Source organism: Pseudomonas sivasensis, assembly GCF_021391435.1.
Taxonomy (GTDB): Bacteria; Pseudomonadota; Gammaproteobacteria; order Pseudomonadales; family Pseudomonadaceae; genus Aquipseudomonas; species Aquipseudomonas sivasensis.
This window is the reverse complement of record NZ_CP090029.1, coordinates 3,983,242-3,998,753: the sequence shown is the minus strand read 5'-3', so window position 1 is coordinate 3,998,753 and position 15,512 is coordinate 3,983,242. Positions and strand designations below refer to the sequence as shown.

General features: G+C 61.2%; 12 protein-coding genes and 1 pseudogene. 6 read left to right on the top strand and 7 right to left on the bottom strand.

Features of this window, described 5'->3' with window-relative positions; all coding sequences use genetic code 11:
* The first annotated feature begins 86 nt into the window (after positions 1–86).
* Positions 87–983, top strand: coding sequence for a LysR family transcriptional regulator (locus LRO94_RS17890; RefSeq protein ID WP_095184386.1), 897 nt, complete (start codon positions 87–89; stop codon positions 981–983).
* A gap of 89 nt (positions 984–1,072) precedes the next feature.
* Positions 1,073–1,855: a DUF2242 domain-containing protein gene (locus LRO94_RS17885; protein ID WP_122756707.1), complete on the top strand. Its 783-nt coding sequence runs from the start codon at positions 1,073–1,075 to the stop codon at positions 1,853–1,855.
* Position 1,856: 1 nt separating this feature from the next.
* On the opposite strand, the pseudogene aceE reads toward LRO94_RS17885, so the two are convergent.
* A pseudogene (aceE, locus tag LRO94_RS17880) lies at positions 1,857–4,515 on the bottom strand (pyruvate dehydrogenase (acetyl-transferring), homodimeric type).
* Positions 4,516–4,660: 145 nt separating this feature from the next.
* On the opposite strand from aceE, the gene LRO94_RS17875 reads away from it, so the two are divergent.
* On the top strand, positions 4,661–5,137 hold the full coding sequence (locus LRO94_RS17875; RefSeq protein ID WP_095184389.1) for a MarR family winged helix-turn-helix transcriptional regulator: 477 nt from the start codon (positions 4,661–4,663) through the stop codon (positions 5,135–5,137).
* A 341-nt stretch (positions 5,138–5,478) separates the two neighbouring features.
* Here the strand turns inward: LRO94_RS17875 and LRO94_RS17870 are convergent, their stop codons facing one another.
* Together LRO94_RS17870 and LRO94_RS17865 are read right to left on the bottom strand one after the other, a co-directional pair.
* Positions 5,479–6,513, bottom strand: coding sequence for an AraC family transcriptional regulator (locus tag LRO94_RS17870; protein WP_032889894.1), 1,035 nt, complete (start codon positions 6,511–6,513; stop codon positions 5,479–5,481).
* Positions 6,514–6,517: 4 nt separating this feature from the next.
* The gene (locus LRO94_RS17865; protein ID WP_032889892.1) at positions 6,518–7,648 is read right to left on the bottom strand and encodes a carbon-nitrogen hydrolase family protein; all 1,131 of its coding nucleotides are present in this window, start codon (positions 7,646–7,648) and stop codon (positions 6,518–6,520) included.
* A gap of 212 nt (positions 7,649–7,860) precedes the next feature.
* Between LRO94_RS17865 and LRO94_RS17860 the strand changes: the two genes are divergently transcribed.
* Both LRO94_RS17860 and LRO94_RS17855 read left to right on the top strand, forming a co-directional pair.
* On the top strand, positions 7,861–9,900 hold the full coding sequence (locus tag LRO94_RS17860; RefSeq protein WP_032889888.1) for an NADPH-dependent 2,4-dienoyl-CoA reductase: 2,040 nt from the start codon (positions 7,861–7,863) through the stop codon (positions 9,898–9,900).
* Positions 9,901–9,957: 57 nt separating this feature from the next.
* Complete coding sequence (locus tag LRO94_RS17855) at positions 9,958–10,848, top strand: 1-aminocyclopropane-1-carboxylate deaminase/D-cysteine desulfhydrase (protein ID WP_032889886.1); 891 nt, start codon at positions 9,958–9,960, stop codon at positions 10,846–10,848.
* Here the strand turns inward: LRO94_RS17855 and LRO94_RS17850 are convergent.
* The 3 genes from LRO94_RS17850 to LRO94_RS17840 all read right to left on the bottom strand — a co-directional run bounded on the left by LRO94_RS17850 (position 10,838) and on the right by LRO94_RS17840 (position 13,476).
* Entirely contained in the window at positions 10,838–11,395 is a 558-nt protein-coding gene (locus LRO94_RS17850) for a cytochrome b (protein ID WP_032889883.1), read from the bottom strand. The genes LRO94_RS17855 and LRO94_RS17850 overlap by 11 nt on opposite strands.
* A gap of 114 nt (positions 11,396–11,509) precedes the next feature.
* Positions 11,510–12,337 (bottom strand): phosphonoacetaldehyde hydrolase, encoded by an 828-nt coding sequence (gene phnX / locus LRO94_RS17845; RefSeq protein WP_032889878.1) that lies wholly within the window; start codon positions 12,335–12,337, stop codon positions 11,510–11,512.
* A 29-nt stretch (positions 12,338–12,366) separates the two neighbouring features.
* Positions 12,367–13,476: a 2-aminoethylphosphonate--pyruvate transaminase gene (locus tag LRO94_RS17840; protein ID WP_179178761.1), complete on the bottom strand. Its 1,110-nt coding sequence runs from the start codon at positions 13,474–13,476 to the stop codon at positions 12,367–12,369.
* Between the two features lie 113 nt (positions 13,477–13,589).
* On the opposite strand from LRO94_RS17840, the gene LRO94_RS17835 reads away from it, so the two are divergent.
* Positions 13,590–14,450 (top strand): LysR substrate-binding domain-containing protein, encoded by an 861-nt coding sequence (locus LRO94_RS17835; protein WP_032889876.1) that lies wholly within the window; start codon positions 13,590–13,592, stop codon positions 14,448–14,450.
* On the opposite strand, the gene LRO94_RS17830 is transcribed toward LRO94_RS17835, so the two are convergent.
* Positions 14,420–15,316, bottom strand: a complete 897-nt coding sequence (locus LRO94_RS17830) for a LysR substrate-binding domain-containing protein (protein ID WP_179178762.1) — start codon at positions 15,314–15,316, stop codon at positions 14,420–14,422. The genes LRO94_RS17835 and LRO94_RS17830 overlap by 31 nt on opposite strands.
* Positions 15,317–15,512: the final 196 nt, after the last annotated feature.

Genomic DNA, 15,512 nt, shown 5'->3' with positions numbered 1-15,512 from the left:
GAGTAGGGGGCTGTGGTTGACGGAAAAACAGGCTAAGGTTCCGAACTTATCGGACGTAAGTGTCCGCAATCGCTGAAGGCGGGATCATGGACAGCTTGGGCAGCCTTTCTGTGTTCGTGCAGGTGGCGCAGACGCTCAGCTTCACCGCCGCCGGCCGTGTGCTGGGGGTGTCGTCGTCGGCTGTAGGCAAAAGCATTGCGCGGATGGAAGAGCGCCTGGGCGTGCGGCTGTTTCACCGCAGCACGCGCAGTATCACCTTGACCAGTGAAGGCTCGCTGTTCCTTGAACGGTCGCGGCGGATTCTCGCTGAGGTGGAAGCAGCCGAGCAGGAACTGACAGACGCCGGTGCAACCCCACGGGGCAAGCTGCGCATCAGTGTGCCGCAGGTGCGGGGCTTGTTGATGCCAGTACTCAGTGACTTTATGCGCGTCTATCCGGATATCGAGTTGGATGTGGATTTCTCTGACCGTATGGTGGACGTGATCGAGGAAGGTTTCGATGCGGTGATTCGCACGGGCAAGCCGGAAGATTCGCGGTTGATGGCGCGCCACCTGGGTCACTACCAGTTGGTGCTCGTCGCCACACCGGGATACTTCGCCCAACACGGCACCCCGCAGCAACCGCAGGACCTGAATGGCCACGCCTGCCTGCGCCACAAGTTCTGCGCCACGGGCAAGCTCGAGCCCTGGCCGTTGCGTCTTGCCCCGGATGCTGCGGAACCGCTGTTACGTACGCCGTTGGTCAGTACCACCATTGAGTCTCTGAACCACGTGGTGCTCGAGGGTTTGGGCATTGCCTGCCTGCCGGACTACATGGTCAACCAGGCCGTGGGCGAGGGGCGCTTGCAACGGGTGTTGGATGATTACTTGGAACACCGGGGCAGTTTCTGGATGTTGTGGCCCGGTCGCCATACTTCGACCAAGGTACGCGTGTTTATTGACCATATGTGCGCCGGGCTTTTCCCTGCAGGCCCCGGTGCGTAACCCTGTGACGTTTTACCGACAGGAATGCGCGCGCCAAGGCCTCGTTCTGTTGCACAATACCGCCCAGACCGTTTTCCTCAGGATCTTCAATGTCAACATCATTCCACTTGCGTAGCCTCGGGCTGGCGCTGGTGCTGGCGGGCGCCGCGGGCTGCTCGTCACCCAAGACCGCTATTTATGAACATGAGAACTTCGACGACTCCGGTACGTTTTCCCGGGATTACCCCGTTAGCGATGTAGCAGCGTGCGAGGCCGCGCGGCGTGCCTTGCTGAGCCAGGGCTACATCATCACCAGCAGCGACCCGAAACTGGTCGTGGGTAACAAGAGTTTCCAGCAGACCGGCGAAACTCACCTGCAGATCAGCTTCAACGTGGTGTGTGCCGATGACGGCAAAGGTAAAAAGCACTCGACGATGTTTGCCAACGCCCTTCAGGATCGCTATGCGCTGAAGAAGGTCAACAACTCCGCTAGCCTCGGTGTAGGCGTGCTGGGGTCGGTGTCGATGCCGATTGGCTCCACCGATGACTCGATGGTGAAGGTGGCGAGTGAAACGGTGTCCGCGCCGAAGTTCTACGATCGCTACTTTGCGTTGGTGGACGTCTTCCTGCCCCAGGAAGTGAAGAAGGCTGAGCATATCCCCGAGCAGCCAAAGGCGGACCTCGGTGTGCCGGAGCCGAAGGCCGCACCCGCGGCGGAGAAAGTCGAGGCGCCGAAGGAAGAGCCTGCCGTACCAGCTGCTTCGGAGCCGGTTGTGCCTGCGCCTGAAGCCGCACCGATTGCCCCGCAGGCCGAGCCCGTACCCGCCACGACCACGCCGGACCTGCCGGCGCCGACAGAAGCGATTCCGCCCCTGCCAACGCCTGCGCAGTAGTTCAGACCGCTACGGGATTCACCTTGTCGACGTTGATCCCGTAGCGTTTGATCGCTTCACTGACCTTGTCGCGACCGATCATGCCGTCATCCGCCAGCGCCTTCACGGCGGCCAGGGCGATGAAGTGGCGATCCACCTCAAAGAACTCACGCAAGGCTTCCCGGGTGTCTGATTGCCCGAAGCCATCAGTGCCCAGCGCGACAAAGCGACGGCCCGGCACGAACGGACGAAGCTGATCGGCGAACAGTTTCACGTAATCCGTCGCCACCACCACTGGCCCCGTGTGCCCGGCCAGGCATTGCTCTGCGTAACTCACGCGAGGCTCGCTTTCCGGGTGCAGCAGGTTCCAGCGTTCGGCCGCATGCCCGTCACGGCGCAACTCGGTGAGGCTGGTCACGCTCCACACGTCGCCGTGCACACCGAAGTCGGTGGCCAGCAGTTCAGCGGCGGCGATCACTTCTCGCAGGATCGAACCACTGCCCATCAGTTGCACTTGCGCCTCAGGGTTGGCGCTGAGCCTGTACATACCTTTGAGAATGCCGCCTTCCACGCCTTCGGGCATCGCCGGGTGCGGGTAGTTTTCGTTGAGCAGGGTGATGTAGTAGTAAATGTCCTCTTGCTCAACGTACATGCGCCGCATGCCCTCGCGAATAATCACCGCCAGTTCGTAGGCAAAGGTCGGGTCATAAGAGATGCAGCACGGAATCACCGACGAGAGGATATGGCTATGACCGTCGTCATGCTGCAAGCCTTCGCCCATCAGCGTGGTACGCCCGGCCGTGGCGCCCAGCAAGAAACCACGCGCGCGCATCGCCCGCCGCCCAAGCCAGGTCGCCGACGCGCTGGAAACCGAACATCGAATAGAAGATATAGAACGGCACGGTCATCAGGCCGTGGTTGCTGTAGGACGTACTCGCCGCGATCCATGAGGAAATGGCGCCTGACTCATTCAGGCCTTCCTGCATGATCTGTCCGTCCTTGCTCTCCTTGTAGTAGCTCAGTTGTCCGGAGTCCTGTGGGGTGTAGAGTTGGCCGACGGCGGAGTGGATGCCGATCTGACGGAACAGGCTCTCCATGCCGAAGGTGCGTGATTCGTCCGGCACGATGGGCACGATCAGCTTGCCCATGTGCGGGTCTTTCAGCAGCGTGCCGAGGATGCGCACGAAGGCCATGGTGGTGGAAATCGCGCGCTCGCCAGTGTCCTTGAGCTGAGTGGCGAAGGCGCTCAGTTCGGGGATCTGCAGCGATTCGACCGCAGTGTGGCGCGCGGGCACATAGCCGCCCAAGGCCTGGCGACGTGCAGCGAAGTAACGGGCTTCTTCGCTATCGGCTATGGGCTTGAGGTAAGGAATTTCAGCAAGTTGCTCATCGGGCACTTCCAGGCCGAAGCGGTCGCGGAAGGCCTTGACGGCGTCGGCACCCATCTTTTTCAGTTGGTGGTTAATGTTCTGGCCTTCGCCGGCTTCGCCCATACCAAAGCCCTTGACGGTTTTTGCCAGGATCACCGTCGGTTGGCCACTGTGACGCACGGCGGCGGCATAGGCGTTGTAGACCTTGTCCGGGTCATGGCCTCCCCGTGAGAGTTTCCAGATGTCGTCGTCGGACAGGTCCGCAACCAGTGCCAGCAACTCCGGGTATTTGCCGAAGAAGTGTTCGCGCACGTAGGCGCCGTTCTGGGATTTGTAGTTCTGATAGTCACCGTCCACGCATTCCATCATGCGTTGGCGCAGCAGGCCGCTTGTGTCTTTTTCCAGCAGTGCATCCCAGCCACCACCCCAGATCACTTTGATCACATTCCAGCCGGCGGCGCGGTACAGGCTTTCGAATTCCTGGATCACCTTGGCGTTGCCGCGTACCGGGCCGTCCAGGCGTTGCAGGTTGCAGTTGACCACGAAGATCAGGTTGTCGAGTTTCTCGCGTCCGGCCAGGGAAATGGCGGCCAGGGATTCCGGCTGGTCCATTTCGCCATCACCCAGGAATGCCCAGACCTTACGGCCCTGGTGTTGCTTGAGGTCACGAAACTCCAGGTAGCGCATAAAACGCGCCTGATAGGCCGCCGTGATCGGCCCCAGTCCCATGGACACCGTAGGAAATTGCCAGAAGTCCGGCATTAGTCGTGGGTGGGGGTAGGACGAAATGCCCTCACCACCGGCTTCACGGCGGAAGTTATCCAGTTGTGCTTCGCTGATGCGGCCTTCGAGGTAGGCGCGGCCGTAAATGCCAGGCGAGGAATGCCCCTGGATGTACACCAGGTCGCCGTCGAAGCGGTCGGTGCGGCCACGGAAGAAGTGGTCGAAGCCGACGTCGTAAAGCACAGCGGCTGACGCATAAGTGGCGATATGCCCACCCACACCGGAGTGTTTGCCTGCACGCAATACCATGGCCATGGCGTTCCAGCGGATAAACGCATTGGTGCGGCGTTCGATGGCCAGGTTGCCGGGGTAGGGCAACTGGCGATCCACCGAGATCGTGTTGACGTAAGGCGTGGTCACCCGCCCATAGAAGTCGCCATGCCGCGCCACGTCGAAATCCAGCAACTGATCGATCAGGTAATGGGCGCGCGGGCGGCCTTCGGTGGACAGCACCGATTCGATGGACTCCAGCCACTCGCGGGTTTCCTGTGGATCGACGTCGCGTCTGACTGCGTTGTTCGGGGTCATGTGAGGCTCCAGGGTCGGCAGATTTCAAGTGGCGGGCTCCTTGTGGGAACGTCGTCAATGTTGTTGCAATTGCAACTACATGGCCGAATCTAGCGCGGGATGAGCTACTATTGCAACCTTCTTGAAATCCACCGGATGGTGTTGCATGTCGTCGAAAGAGCCCGATGTATGGTTCCGTTTTGTCAGGGCCCACAGGACGGTCATCCGTGAAATCGAGCGCCGCCTGGCGGCCGCCGACTTGCCCCCTTACGCCTGGTACGACGCACTGTGGGGTCTAGAAAGCGGCCCCGAAGGCACCCGCCGCATGCACGAGTTGGCCGATGTGTTGGCCATTGAGCGCTATAACCTCACGCGCCTGGTAGACCGCCTGGAAAAGGAGGGCCTGGTGCTGCGTTCACGCTCCGACGGCGATGGCCGCGCGGCATTTGCGTCGATCACCGATACCGGCCGGGCGTTGCGTAAAAAAATGTGGAAGATCTACGAAAGTACGGTGGACGAGTTGTTCCTGTCGCAGATCGAACCGGAGCAGCGCCGGGCGTTTGCCGAGGCGTTGGAGCGTACCGCCGGGATGGCGGTGGAGGCGGGTGTTCAAACCCGTGGCCGACGCAAAGCTGAAACCTGATGCAGATCTCATGTGCGAGGGTGCAAGCCCCCTCCCACAATGGAATGCATTGCCGTCCATTTCAGTGCGTAGCTGATTGCAATCGCGCTTCAAAGCCCTGGCGCTAAATCCGCATAACGCTGCTACGTTTAATCTTGAAGTGCAGGAACATCATGGCGCAGACATTTTTTCGTCATGACGGCACTTTAGGCTGGTGATGCAGGTCATTTATCTGCAGCCACTTTTAACGTCAAGAAGGAGTCCATGATGGACGATTACCAGGAAGAACTGCTGGAGTACCAGGCCTTTGAATTCGATCCGCTGGATCCGGCCGACGACGCCACCGAGCTGTAAGACCGACTTCAGGCGGAATGCCGCTGACTGCGGCGAAATTCCCCTGGGGTCTGGTTGTTCCATCGCTTGAATGCCCGTTGAAAGGCTTGGGCTGAGGCAAAGCCGAGCAAGTAGGCGATCTCGCCGAACGCCAGTTCCGTATCGCGAATGTAGGTCATGGCCAGGTCGCGGCGGGTATCGTTGAGAATCGCGCGGAATTGAGTGCCTTCTTCGGCCAGTTTACGGCGCAATGTCCAGGTCGGCAGCTTCAAGCGTGCCGCCACTTCTTCCAGGTCGGGTTCCCGGCCGCCGTTGAGCATCGGCCCGAGCAACCGGGTAATGCGCTCGCGCAAACTGCGGGTGCGGGTCAACTGCTCCAACTCCCTTTCACACAATTGCAGCAAGAGCTGCCAGGTACTTGGGCAATGCTGCGGGTTACGCATTGCCAGGGTGGATTGGCTCAGGCGCAACTGGTTGGCCTCGGCACCGAAGTGGACCTGGTTGGCGCCCAATAGGCTGTACTGCTCGCTGTACTCGGGGGCATCGAACTCGATGTCGATTCGTTGCGCCAGCAACGGTTGTTGAGCCAGGTTGGCGAGCTGATGCAACCAGCTGGAAATGATCGAGTCCACCACAAAACGGTTGTAGGCGTTGTAGGGGCTGATGGAATAGAAACGCAGCCAGGCGCCTTCGGCATCCTCATGAAAACTCGATTGCCCGCGATAGTTGGCACCATACAGCGGCTCAAAGCGCGTCAGGGTGCGAGCGGCTTCGCGTACGTTAGGCGCCTGTGCGGCGGTGACACCAGCCAGTCCCGCTTGGCTCAAGCGGCTGAGTTGCCCCATGCGCAAGCCCAGGCCGGGGTCGCCGGTCAGTTGAATGGCCGCATGGCCCAGGCGCATATAGCGCGGGATCGACAAGCGCGCGCCAGCTTCGGCGAGGCGCGCCGGGTCTAGGCCGTATTGCAGCAAGAGCGGTTGCGGGTCCAGGCCGTGGCTGTGGATCGCGTCGGCCAGGGTGTGCACGAAGCCCACCGACAAATCCCCGAGGCGCACCGGCTTCACCGCGTTACAGCCAGATATTCAGCAGGCGCGCGCCACGGGCGTCGCTGTCGGCGTTGATCTGCCCGTTGTGACTCAGGAAACTCTGCCCGGCAGTGCCCAAATCCCAGAACTGCCCGCGCAGAAATACGCTCATGCCGGCGCTGGCCTGGCTGATCGGTTGTTGGCTGATCAAGGTCAGGCGGCGCCACGCTTCGCCCTCACTGAGCTCTTCGGGCTTGAGGCTGATTTCCTGTGGAGTGGAGACGCTTTTAAAACCGCGCCATGGTCGATCCCAGGTCTCGCGGCCAAGCACAAAGGCCGGCACTGCAATCAGCTGCGCGCCTTGTTCGTTGAGCTTGCGGTAGTTGTCCGGGTACCAGCTGTCACTGCCCACTAGCACGCCAAGGCGGCCGGCCGGGGTGTCGACCACGCTGACGATATTTTCGTCTCCAGGCTCGATAAAACCGCGCTCATCGTAGATCGGGTAGAGCTGGCGTTGCAGATTGCCGACGGGCAAGCCGTCTGCCGCAAATACCACGCTGGCGTTAAACAGCGCGCCATGGCCGACCTGGAGTTGCCCTTGGCTCACACTTGGGTTGGGCAGGGCAATGGAGCCAGCGACCACCGTGACCCCGAATTCCTTGGCCAGGCCGCCGAACAGCACTTGATAGTCACGCGCCATGGCCGGGGCTTTCATGCGCAGGTAGGCGTCGTTGGTGCGGTCATCGCCCGTGGCGCTGATCCAGGCACGCAGGAATTGCAAGGGATTGCTCAGCGACAGCCAGTGCATCGCGTCCTTCACATGCAGCGCTTGGTACACCTCGTTTTTTTCGCCGGTGAGCATCAGCCAAGTGCCGATGTGTTCAGGCAGTACCACAATGGTCTTTTCGTTGATCAGGCCCTGGTCCCGTGCGTTTTGCAGGTACGCCGCAAGCTTCAGGTGCAGGCGTTCCAGGCTCTGGTAGTCGGCGGGGAATAACTCCGGCTGGATGCCCAGCAGGTTACCTCGATCGGCGGGTTGGCCTTCGTTGACGGCGAGGGTGCTGCGCAGGTCCGACAGGTAATGCGCCACGGGGCGCTCCTGGGTCCAGACCAGATACGCGGCGACGGCGGCAACCAGGGCCAGGGTGACGGTAAAAGCTAGAAGTTTACGCATGGGGGAACAGACAACAGACCAAGTGCAGGGTTCGCTGACTAGGGTAGGGCCCATGCGGCGGCTTGCCAAGGGGCGCTGTGCGTTTGGATCAATAAGTTGTGAGTTTCGGTCATTGAGCGGTAGGGGATCGCCTCTTAGTCTGTGGGACATAAACCGATGGCAGGCCATTCGAGCCTTCCACGTCCCGTGATGATCCGTTGTGGAGCTGTACCATGACCGCTGCTGCCTACCCGCACCTGCTGGCCCCGTTGGACCTGGGTTTTACGACCTTGCGCAACCGTACTCTGATGGGTTCGATGCACACCGGCCTTGAAGAAAAACCCGGTGGCTTCGAACGCATGGCGGCTTATTTTGCCGAGCGCGCCCGTGGCGGCGTGGGCCTGATGGTCACCGGTGGCATTGGCCCCAACGATGAAGGCGGGGTGTACGCCGGTGCGGCCAAGCTGACTACCGACGAGGAAGCGCAAAAGCACAAGATCGTGACCAAGGCCGTGCATGAAGCGGGCGGCAAGATCTGCATGCAGATCCTCCACGCCGGCCGTTATGCCTACAGCCCCAAGCAGGTCGCGCCAAGCGCCATCCAGGCGCCGATCAACCCGTTCAAGCCCAAGGAATTGGACGAAGAGGGCATCGAAAAGCAGATCCAGGATTTCGTCACCTGTTCGCTGCTGGCCCAGGTCGCCGAGTACGACGGCGTGGAAATCATGGGCTCCGAAGGTTATTTCATTAACCAGTTCCTTGCCGCCCACACCAACCACCGCACCGACCGTTGGGGCGGCAGCTACGAAAATCGCATGCGCCTTGCCGTGGAAATCGTGCGGCGGGTGCGCGAAGCGGTGGGGCCGAACTTCATCATCATCTTCCGCCTGTCGATGCTCGACCTCGTGGAAGGCGGCAGCACTTGGGAAGAAATCGTGCAGTTGGCCAAGGCCATCGAGCAGGCCGGTGCGACCATCATCAACACCGGCATCGGCTGGCACGAAGCGCGTATTCCGACCATCGCCACCAAGGTGCCACGCGGCGCGTTCAGCAAAGTCACTGCCAAGTTGCGCGGTGCGGTGCAGATCCCGCTGATCACTACCAACCGCATCAATACACCGGAAATTGCCGAGCAGATTCTCGCTGAAGGCGATGCGGACATGGTTTCGATGGCGCGACCGTTCCTCGCCGACCCGGAGTTCGTCAACAAGGCCGCCGCCGGGCGTGCCGATGAAATCAACACCTGCATCGGCTGCAACCAGGCCTGCCTGGACCACACCTTTGGCGGCAAGCTGACCACCTGTTTGGTCAATCCCCGTGCATGCTACGAGACCGAACTGAATTACCTGCCGGTCAAGCAGATCAAAAAAATCGCTGTGGTCGGCGCCGGCCCTGCGGGTCTGGCCGCTGCCACCGTAGCCGCTGAACGCGGTCACCACGTGACGCTGTTCGACTCGGCCAGCGAGATCGGCGGCCAGTTCAACATCGCCAAGCGTGTGCCCGGCAAGGAAGAGTTCTTTGAAACCCTGCGCTACTTCAAGCGCAAGTTGCAAACCACCCACGTCGAGCTGTGCCTCAACACCCGAGTGGATGTCGCGCAGCTGGCGGCTGGCGGCTACGACGAGATCATCCTGGCCACCGGCATCGCGCCCCGCACGCCGGCGATTGCGGGCGTGGAAAATGCCAAGGTGCTGAGCTACCTGGACGTAATCCTTGAACGCAAGCCGGTGGGCAAGCGCGTCGCGGTGATTGGCGCTGGCGGTATTGGTTTCGACGTGTCGGAATTCCTCGTGCACCAGGGCGTGTCTACCAGCCTGGACCGTGAAGCATTCTGGAAAGAATGGGGCATCGACACCCAGTTGCAAGCCCGTGGCGGTGTGGCCGGCATCAAGCCTCAACCCCATCCTCCGGCCCGTGAAGTGTTTTTGTTGCAGCGCAAGGCTTCAAAGGTCGGCGACGGTCTGGGCAAAACCACCGGCTGGATTCACCGTACCGGCTTGAAGAACAAGCAGGTGCAGATGCTCAACAGCGTTGAGTACCTGAAAATCGACGATGACGGCCTGCATATCCGCATCGGCGCCGAGGGCGAGCCGCAGCTGTTGGCGGTGGACAATATCGTCATCTGTGCCGGCCAGGATCCGTTGCGTGAATTGCACGACGGCCTTGTCGCAGCGGGCCAGAACGTGCACCTGATCGGCGGCGCCGATGTGGCGGCCGAGTTGGATGCCAAGCGCGCCATCAACCAAGGCTCGCGCCTCGCCGCGCAGCTGTAAGACGACGCAAGGGGCGGTGTTAGACTACCGCCCCTTTTTTTATTCAGATGCCGCCCGATGGGTCCTTTCGATTGGCTTCCCCATGCTCCGCTTGAACCGTTAGCACTGGATTGGCTCAACGGCGTCGAGTTGGCCGTGCTGCGCCTGGACCGCATCGACCCGCTGATCAGTGGCAACAAGTGGTTCAAGCTCACCGAGCACTTGGCCCAGGCGCGACAGGCAGGCGCCAGCGGCGTTATCAGCCTCGGCGGCGCCTATTCCAACCATCTGCACGCACTGGCGGCGGCGGGCAAGCGTTTTGGCTTTCCCACTGTCGGCCTGTTGCGCGGTCATGCGCAAGACACGGCTACCGTCCAGGATTTGAAAGCATTCGGCATGCAGCTGCATTGGCTCGGTTATGGCGGCTATCGTGCGCGCCATGAGCCGGGTTTCTGGGAACCTTGGCGCGCGCTTTATCCGCATCTGTATTCCGTGCCTGAAGGCGGCAGCGGATTGGCCGGCGCAGTGGGGTGTGGGGTGTTGGTCGAACAGGCCCGTGAACAACTGAGAAACCTGGGTTGGGCCGATTACGACGGCTGGTGGCTGGCAGCAGGCACCGGCACCACGCTGGCAGGTTTAGTCCTGGCAGAGGCGGGCGCCCATCCGGTGTTCGGCGCAATGGCCGTGCCGGACGATCATGGTGTGGCGCAAAACGTGAGTGCCTTGGTGCAAGGTGGCTATACATTGCTGGATGCCAGCCGGGGTGGCTTCGCCAAGGTCGACCCGCTGTTGCTCGACTTTATTGAAACCACGGAGCAGGCCTGCGGCGTGCCGCTGGAACCGCTGTACACCGGCAAAGCCCTGCTGGCGTTGAAGCAGCAGATCGAGGCCGGGCACATCGCGCCCGGTACTCGCCTGATCTTTGTGCACACCGGCGGCCTGCAAGGCCGCCGAGGGCTTACAGCCTAGCGCGCTTACCCGGCATCATCCGCAACGCTGTGTTATCGCGCATCACATAATGATGAAAGATCCCCGCCAGGGCATGCAGGCCGATCAGCCAATACCCGATTTGGCCGAACAACACGTGCCAGCTTTCAATCTCTTTGGCCAGTGGCTTGTTCTCGCCAATTAACGGCGGCAACTCCATGCCATAGAACATCACCGAATGCCCCTCGGCACTGACGATCAGCCAACCAGCAATCGGCATACCGATCATCAAGGCGTACAGCGCGGCGTGCATCAGGGTGGCGAGCAGGCTTTGCCATTGCGGCGGGGCGGGGACGATCTTCGGCGCCACCCCCAGGCTGCGCGCGAACAGACGCAGCCATACCAATACAAACACGGTGAGGCCGAACATGAAGTGCATCTCGACGATCAAGGTGCGGGCGCCGCTGCCTTTGGGGAACTGGCCGCGTAACTCTATGCAGGCGTAGACCACCGCCAGCAGCACCACCATCAACCAGTGCAGCGCAATCGACATGGTGCTGTAGCGCGTATCGGAATTTTTCCACGGCATCGCTCGGTTCCTTATTCATCAGGGTAAACCTCCGCTCTTTGGCGACGGAGTCTTTTTACTTTATGCCTGTTTTGAACGATTTGCCCGGCGCGAATGCCTTTGTATTGACGCTTGTCAGTGGCTTTGCGGCATTTCACCGCGCGCCAGACGCTGGTTAACATCGGCGATCACCGCCGGCAGGTCAGTGATGGTATCGATCAGGTAATGCGGGCGTGAGCCTTCGAACATCGCCTCGATGCGTGTGCGTTCGCTGGCCAGGGTGGCGGCATCGAGGGCTTGAAACTGTTCATAGGTAAGCCCCAGGGCATTGCCGGAGCAGGTCAGGGCCACGGTCCACATTCCGGCGCGACGACCTTCGAGTATGCCGGGCACGGTGTCGTCGACCTTGAGGCACGCCGCCACATCATCAATTCCGAGGGCAATTACATTGGCCAGGGCCTGGGCCGGCCATGGGCGGCCGTTGGGCACTTCATCGGTGGCGACCACATGGTCGGCGACGTAACCATTGGTGGCGGCCAGGGCGACAACCTTGTCCATCACCTGCTTGGGGTAGCCAGAGCAGGAGCCAATCTTGATGCCTTGCTCACGCAGTTGAGCGATGGTGTCGAGTGCGCCGGGGATCAGCGCCGAGTGTTCGGCGATCTTCTCGATCTGCAACGGCATGAAGCGCTGGTAGATGGCGGTCACGTCGTCGTCGGTGGGCGTGCGGCCGAACGCTTTGCGATAACGTTCGGCGACTTGCGGTTGGTCGCAAAGGGTGCGGATATGGTCCCACTTGCCCATGCCCATCGGGCCACGGGCTTCTTCGATGGAGACTTGCACGTCGAACTCGGCGAAGGCCTCCACAAAAATCTGAGTCGGTGCGAAGGAGCCGAAGTCGACGACGGTGCCGGCCCAATCGAGGATGACGGCCTGGAGGGTGTTGGGGTTTTGATAGTTCATGGTTCAGATCCTGTGGGTTATGGGGAGAATCAGATGTCCAACACTTCCATTTCTTGCAGCACCTCGGCGATCGCCTTGACCGCCGTCTGCATGCCGGTTGCGTCGACATGGCCGATGCAGCCGACGCGGAATGTTTCCACTTGGGTCAATTTGCCGGGGTACAAGATGAAACCCTTGGCCTTGACCCGCTCGTAGAAGTCCTTGAACTGGTAGCGCGGGTCTTTGGGGGCGTGGAAGGTGACGATGATCGGTGCCTGGATTTCGGCCGGCAGAAAACTGCGCAAACCAAGGCTGGCCATGCCGTTCAGAAGCGCCTGGCAGTTGTCGGCATAGCGTCGATGGCGTGCAGGCAGGCCACCTTCCTCCTGGTATTGCAGCAGCGCTTCGTGCAGGGCGGCGACCACGTGGGTCGGTGGGGTGAAGCGCCACTGGCCGGTCTTCGCCATGTAGGTGTGCTGGTCGAACAGGTCCATCGCCAGGGAATGGCAGTTGCCTTGGGCGGCGGCCAGTGCCTGCTTCTCGGCAAAGACGAAGCCCATGCCGGGCACGCCTTCGAGGCACTTGCCCGAGGCGGCGATCAGTGCGTCGAACGGCACGTTTCGGGCATCAATTGGAAGGGCGCCGAAGGAACTCATGGCGTCGATGATCAGGCGCTTGCCGTGGTTCTTAACGACCTGGGCGATCTCCGGCAACGGATTGAGAATGCCGGTGCTGGTTTCGCAGTGGATCAACGCGACGTGGGTGATGCCCGTGTCGGCCTGGAGCAAACGGTCCACATCGGCGGCGGTGGTGGGTTCGTCTTCAGCGGTTTCAAAGGTGCTGAAGTCGCGGCCCAGCACTTCACAGATCTTCGCCAGGCGCTTGCCATACGCACCGTTGATCAGGACCAGCACCTTGCCATTACGCGGGACCAGGGTGCCGATGGCCGCTTCGACGGCAAAGGTGCCGCTGCCTTGCAAGGGCACACAGTGGTGGCTGTCAGCACCATTGAGGATTGCCAGCAATTGCTCGCAGACGCTGGCAGTGAGTTGGTTGAAACGGTCATCCCATGAACCCCAGTCCACCATCATGGCCTGACGGGTGCGGTTGGATGTGGTCAGGGGGCCAGGGGTCAGCAGGATCGGCGCGGCAGTGGTCATCTCAAGTCCTCGCAAGGCATCGGGGGTTGAAGCTACGGCGCCTAAATTGCAGTTTGGCTTGTCATCAATCAAATTGTTTGTTGTTATGCGAGCTATCAGTGAGGCCGATGACTATGAACCTGTTCCAACTGCGCGCATTCGATGCCGTGGCCCGCGAGGGCAGTTTTACCCGTGCTGCCGCGCGGCTTTTCATCAGCCAACCGGCGGTGACCGGGCATATCAAGGCCCTGGAGGAGTACTACCAGATCCCGTTGCTACGGCGCACCGCCCGACGGGTTGAGTTGACTGAAGAGGGCGCACGGCTGGCGGCGATCACACGGGCGATCTTCGGCCTGGTGGACGAAGCCCAGACGATGCTGGAGGCCAACCGCCAACTGCTGACCGGGCGTCTGGAAGTCGCGGCGGACGGCCCGCACTTGGTGATGCCGATGATTGCCAGCCTGCGCGCGCGCTACCCCGGGATTACCGTCAACCTGCGCCTGGGCAATGCCCAGGAAACCCTCGCCGCGCTGTTATCCGAACATGCGGATGTGGCGGTGCTCACCGAAGTGGAGCCGCGCAATGGCCTGCACCTGCAACCGTTGAACGAGTCGCGGATTTGCGCATTGGTGCCGGCCAGCCATCCGTGGGCGCAGCAACCCGAGGGTATTCGCCTCGAGCAACTCAACGACGTGATCATGGTGCTGCGCGAGCCCAGCTCCATCACCCGGCGTACCTTCGATGACGCCTGTGTGGCGGCGAATGTGCAGCCCAAGGTGCTGCTGGAACTGGACAGCCGCGAAGCGGTGACCGAAGCCGTCGCCGCTGAGTTGGGAGTGGGCGTGGTCTCGTCCATGGAAGTCAGCCCCGACCCACGCGTGCAGGCCGTGGCGATTGAGGGCGATGGGCTGGTCAACCGGCATACACTCGGTTGCATGGAGCGGCGCCGTTCGTTGCGCCTGATTCAGGCGTTTTTCGAGTTGGCGCCGAGCTGAAGGCTGTCGCGCACGATCTCCAGGAACGTCGCCACCACCCGGCGGGAACTCTGTTCCTTGAGGCATACCAGGGTTTCTTTCATGCGCTGGCTGCAATCGCGGATCGGCATGGCGCACACCCGTGAGTCGGCGCCGAACTCCGCCGCCGAGACCACGCCCACGCCGATGCCCACCACCACCGCTTCACGCGCGGCCTCACGGCCTTCCACCTGGATCGCCGGACGAATGCGCAAGCCTGCCTGGCTCATTTCCTGTTCAAGGGTCTGACGGGTGACCGAGCCGATTTCACGCAATACCAGCGGCGTGTCGTCCAGGTCAGCCAAGCAGATGGACTCGCGTCCGGCCCACGGGTGGTTGCGCGCGACAAAGGCGAGCAATTGGTCGTCAGGCAACGGCAGCGACAGCAGGCGCTCATCGTCGACGTCGCGGCCCAGCAAGGCCAGGTCGGCCTGGTAGTTGTACAGGCGAAACAGCGATTCGTCGGTGTTGCCGGTTTCGATCTTCACGCTGATTCCCGGGTACAGCTGGCAAAAACGCGCGATCTGCGGCAGCACATGCACGGGGGCATCCACGGCGAGGGTGAGGGTGCCGGTGAGCAACGCGCGGGAGTCCTGCAACAGTTCCTCGGCTTCGGCCTCGATCACAAACAGGCGCTGGGTGATGCTCAGCAGGCGTTCGCCCAGGTCTGTCAGGCGCACTGAGCGCTTGTTGCGATGAAATAACAGCACGCCGAAGCGCTCTTCTAGTTTGCGCACCTGGTCGGAAATCGCCGGTTGCGTCAGGAACAACCGTTCCGCGGCCTGGGTGAAACTGCCGTGTACGGCCACGGCATGAAAGGCTTTGAGTTGGGTATGGGACACCGACATCGCAAATCCTCTTACAAGCTGAGCTTATATTTGAAATACGATAAATCGATTTTACCTATTAGTCAGCCATTGCTTTGATATGTCTCAACCACTGTAGGTTGAGTCCTACAACCTCCGGTGGTCATGGGCTCTGGGACACCGGACTCATCTGACCAATGTCGCGCTTTCCAGGGCTCGGCATTGCAGTGCTTAACCA

Excerpts from the sequence above, each read along its gene's own strand:
- LRO94_RS17890 (WP_095184386.1), top strand. The coding sequence starts at position 87 with ATGGACAGCTTGGGCAGCCTTTCTGTGTTCGTGCAGGTGGCGCAGACG.
- LRO94_RS17885 (WP_122756707.1), top strand. The coding sequence starts at position 1,073 with ATGTCAACATCATTCCACTTGCGTAGCCTCGGGCTGGCGCTGGTGCTG.
- LRO94_RS17875 (WP_095184389.1), top strand. The coding sequence starts at position 4,661 with ATGTCGTCGAAAGAGCCCGATGTATGGTTCCGTTTTGTCAGGGCCCAC.
- LRO94_RS17865 (WP_032889892.1), bottom strand. The coding sequence starts at position 7,648 with ATGCGTAAACTTCTAGCTTTTACCGTCACCCTGGCCCTGGTTGCCGCC.
- LRO94_RS17860 (WP_032889888.1), top strand. The coding sequence starts at position 7,861 with ATGACCGCTGCTGCCTACCCGCACCTGCTGGCCCCGTTGGACCTGGGT.
- LRO94_RS17855 (WP_032889886.1), top strand. The coding sequence starts at position 9,958 with ATGGGTCCTTTCGATTGGCTTCCCCATGCTCCGCTTGAACCGTTAGCA.
- LRO94_RS17850 (WP_032889883.1), bottom strand. The coding sequence starts at position 11,395 with ATGCCGTGGAAAAATTCCGATACGCGCTACAGCACCATGTCGATTGCG.
- phnX (WP_032889878.1), bottom strand. The coding sequence starts at position 12,337 with ATGAACTATCAAAACCCCAACACCCTCCAGGCCGTCATCCTCGATTGG.
- LRO94_RS17840 (WP_179178761.1), bottom strand. The coding sequence starts at position 13,476 with ATGACCACTGCCGCGCCGATCCTGCTGACCCCTGGCCCCCTGACCACA.
- LRO94_RS17835 (WP_032889876.1), top strand. The coding sequence starts at position 13,590 with ATGAACCTGTTCCAACTGCGCGCATTCGATGCCGTGGCCCGCGAGGGC.
- LRO94_RS17830 (WP_179178762.1), bottom strand. The coding sequence starts at position 15,316 with ATGTCGGTGTCCCATACCCAACTCAAAGCCTTTCATGCCGTGGCCGTA.